The organism is Neisseria sp. HMSC31F04 (genome assembly GCF_001807735.1).
Classification (GTDB): domain Bacteria; phylum Pseudomonadota; class Gammaproteobacteria; order Burkholderiales; family Neisseriaceae; genus Neisseria; species Neisseria elongata.
Map to the genome: position 1 here is coordinate 1 of NZ_KV790803.1, position 2513 is coordinate 2513.

Annotated in this window: 2 protein-coding genes and 2 pseudogenes; 1 reads left to right on the forward strand and 3 read right to left on the reverse strand. The window is 38.8% G+C overall.

Annotated elements, in window-relative coordinates; translation table 11 throughout:
• Window positions 1–76 precede the first annotated feature (76 nt).
• The 3 genes and pseudogenes from HMPREF3107_RS06240 to HMPREF3107_RS11475 form a co-directional block, all read right to left on the reverse strand.
• The gene (locus HMPREF3107_RS06240; RefSeq protein ID WP_070454310.1) at window positions 77–550 is read right to left on the reverse strand and encodes a hypothetical protein; all 474 of its coding nucleotides are present in this window, start codon (window positions 548–550) and stop codon (window positions 77–79) included.
• 189 nt (window positions 551–739) lie between these two features.
• Window positions 740–1195: a hypothetical protein gene (locus HMPREF3107_RS06245; protein WP_070454313.1), complete on the reverse strand. Its 456-nt coding sequence runs from the start codon at window positions 1193–1195 to the stop codon at window positions 740–742.
• Window positions 1196–1205: 10 nt separating this feature from the next.
• Window positions 1206–1652 (reverse strand): annotated as a pseudogene (locus HMPREF3107_RS11475) (adhesin); the annotation flags it as partial.
• Between HMPREF3107_RS11475 and HMPREF3107_RS12805 the strand changes: the two are divergent.
• Window positions 1651–1867, forward strand: a pseudogene (locus tag HMPREF3107_RS12805) (adhesin); the annotation flags it as partial. The pseudogenes HMPREF3107_RS11475 and HMPREF3107_RS12805 overlap by 2 nt on opposite strands.
• Window positions 1868–2513 lie beyond the last annotated feature (646 nt).

The window sequence follows — 2513 nt, forward strand, 5'->3', positions numbered from 1 at the left end:
GACCCTGCAGGGCGCGGGTGCGGTCGTCGGCTGGTTGCGGCAATTGGCGTGCAAAAGCCTCAGCTGCATTCTATGCTTACTCGATACTCTGTACGGGAAAAAATATCTTACCCCACGGCATATCGTTTTCTTCAAAGATGCTTTCAAGATGATCGATAAAGGTGGGATTCACGGCATTGTCGTCTTCTGCACTGTTCACTACTTCGGGATCAAAATATTTAAAATAAAATAATTCTCCCTTAGAGGTAAGGTTAATATATGTAAGCCAATAATATCCCCACCAACGATCAAATTCTTGACTTTTCAAATAAAGATCTGCATCGGGATCATAACGGGCAAGATTCCGGCAATACTCCCAGATGTCTTCATCCGTAATCTCTTTCTGCGGCCAAAATTCCATCCATCTCAAGGTAAACAGCCGGTAAATAATCTCTACTGTTTCCTGCCAATCAATCCCTGAATTGGGAAGGTCTACAGGTTCTGTATCAACAAAAGCTAATTTTCGAAATACATCCTGAATAGCAGATGCTTGTCGTTCATTTATTCTCATAAGTTTACCCTTCTGAAAAAATTAATTAATTTTAACACTGCCTGCCGGTTTGCCTGCCGTTCTTTTTGACTTGTTTTGGGCAGCAAAAAGGGAATTTTTTGTGTTCAAAACCTTCGACTCCGCTTAAAGTCTTGCAGGATAAGGCTTGCAGGGGCTTCTAGCCCCTTTTTTGTCCTATATGCCGCTTATTCAATATTTAAAAGATATAATGGGGAATAGTGGATTATTCTCATCCCATGCTACCTCATAATTAACAAATATATTTTTTAATGTTTTAATGAAAGGAATGTTTAATTCAAATTTCTTTCCATTCCACTCTTCAAACGCCCCTGGAATATATTCCTTTATTAAATCTATCCCTTTTTTTGTTAATACAATTTCCCCCTGATACCACACCTCATTATCATTATTAAAAGGACTTTGTTTTGCTAAATTATGGCAAAAGTCTAAAATATCATTTTTCGTTTCAAAGTTGATAGGTTCAAGAGTTGCTAATTGACATATTAATAATCTATATATGAATTCAACTGCAAATTGCCAATCTTTGTTTCCTTGACCATGCGATGCAAAATGCATTGGAAAATAACCATCTAATGCTAAATACTCAAATTCGCATTGAATATTTTCTGCTGTCTCTAAATTCATTAAAACATCCTTATCTAGCAGGGAATTTAAATTTTAACTCTGTTGGCTTGCCTTTTAAATTAATATTTAAGTTATTTAATGTTGGGTTATTAATATCAACAGACGCAGTAGTTCCCTTGGTCATAGAAGCATTACCTGCTGGTCTATACACCACAAAGGTTCCGTCCGGCATTTGCGCTTTCCAACAGCCCACACATTTACCTCCGTATAATTTTTCACCTTCGACTCGTTCCATTAGTGTAGGTTTCCTGCCTAAATATCGACGTGCAAAAGCCTCGGCTGTTTGATTCGGATTGTCTGAAGAGGACATTTCTCTAGCAGCGCCGGGTTTTCCTTTTTGTGGCTGCCCAGGCAGGCGGGTGCGGCCAGACGTTTGCATCCTTTTTAATGCATCAGCCTGCCTTTCTGCAGAAGAAACGGCATTACGTTGGCGTATCTCCTCTATTCTGTTTGGGTTGGCCAACGGAGAGCTGATACCCAAAGGCTCTGTGGTAACGTGGTCGGACAATGCGGTGAAAGTGGTACGGCCCGACGGAAGCAAACGGGTGTTTAGCAGCCGGGATTGGGAACAGAAGGCATTGCCGAAACCGCAACTACCGAAAGATTACAGATATGATCCCAATATAGGGAAAAATAATCCGAATTTTAACAAAGAGCTTCACAAGAAAATTTATGATCAAGATCCAAGAGGGATTGAAGCTGTTAAGGCTAGAGAGCAGGTAAATAAAGCCAATAGAGAAAGAATAAAAAAATCTCCACACAGTCTAGTATTGGAAAAAGATAAGTATGGTAATGAGATTTTTTATAGGCGCATGTCTAAAGAAGATTTTATGGAATTCCAACAGAAAGGAAAATTATCTGCGACAAGTGAAACATTTATTTCCCCACTTAAAGCATATTCCGAACAGGGATATACTGGGGTACTGGTTAAATTTACTACCAAGCCAGGAACCATGGAAGTTTTAAAAAAGATTGGTACTACAGGCAATTCGGCAACAAATCGGCTCTTTCCGGATTTGCCCCGCACAGGCAAGGGCTGGACTGAAAAAACACAAGTGCAATTTAAGCTTGAAGGCCAAGGAAAGCCATATGTGAATAAAGGAAAAGGGGTAGTCAATACAGGACTGGGTAGGGCTGGCGGTAAAGAAACTTTTGAGAAACAGATTATTCATTTTGAAAAAATTGGAGATATAAAATGAGCTATTTAAATTTAGATGATGATATGTATTTGGTTTATGATTTTAAAAAAGATATGAAAAATAGAAAAAAGAAGGAGCATATTGAAGATACAAGATTACTGTCATTGAATGACGAAAGT

What these genes read in the sequence shown, in the direction of transcription:
- HMPREF3107_RS06245 (WP_070454313.1), bottom strand. Translation starts at nt 1,195, where the DNA reads ATGAATTTAGAGACAGCAGAAAATATTCAATGCGAATTTGAGTATTTA.
- HMPREF3107_RS06240 (WP_070454310.1), bottom strand. Translation starts at nt 550, where the DNA reads ATGAGAATAAATGAACGACAAGCATCTGCTATTCAGGATGTATTTCGA.